Origin of the sequence: Jejuia spongiicola (assembly GCF_023502325.1) — a bacterium.
Taxonomy (GTDB): domain Bacteria; phylum Bacteroidota; class Bacteroidia; order Flavobacteriales; family Flavobacteriaceae; genus Wocania_A; species Wocania_A spongiicola.
The window spans coordinates 1-696 of record NZ_JAMFLZ010000029.1 but is presented as its reverse complement, the minus strand read 5'-3'; the positions used below and the strand labels follow the sequence as shown (position 1 = coordinate 696).

At 36.1% G+C, this 696-nt stretch carries 1 protein-coding gene; it reads left to right on the top strand.

What is annotated here, in order from left to right; translation table 11 throughout:
- On the top strand, positions 1-696 hold a 696-nt coding region (locus tag M3P09_RS17210), incomplete at both ends, for a BspA family leucine-rich repeat surface protein (RefSeq protein WP_249974061.1).

Sequence of the window (696 nt, the reverse complement as noted above, 5' to 3'; positions counted from 1 at the left end):
CGAAACCATTACCATTCCTACAACTGGAACAGGTTATAATTATGATGTAGATTGGAGTTATGATGGTGCTACTTTTAATGCTGAATCTACCAATGTTTCTGGTAATGCAACAAGTACTACTTTAACAGCTGGTACATACACTGTTGCCATTCGTGGTGCGTTTCCTAGAATCTATTTTAACAATACAGGAGACAAAGATAAAATTCAAACGATTGAACAATGGGGAACAAATTCTTGGACGGCTATGGAACAGTCTTTTCGAGGGTGTAGTAATTTAGTACTAAATGCAACTGACACTCCAAATTTAAGTCAAGCCACTTCAATGCTAGGTATGTTTTTAGGGTGTAGTTCTTTTGTAGATAATGGAGGGGCTATTAACAATTGGGAGGTAAGCACGATTACTAATATGCAACAAGTATTTCAAGGTACATTATTTAATTCTCCCATCAATAATTGGGCGGTAAGTGCTGTTACATCAATGTCAAATATATTTAGAAACACTCCTTTTAATCAACCCCTTGATAACTGGGATACCTCTAGCGTAACTAATATGCTTGGTATGTTTTCTTTCGCTAGAAATTTTGACCAGAATATAGGCAACTGGGATATTAGTAATGTTACAGCAATGGGTAGTATGTTTTTTGGTGCTACCCTATCTCAAGAAAACTATGATGCTTCTTTAATAGGTTGGCATAC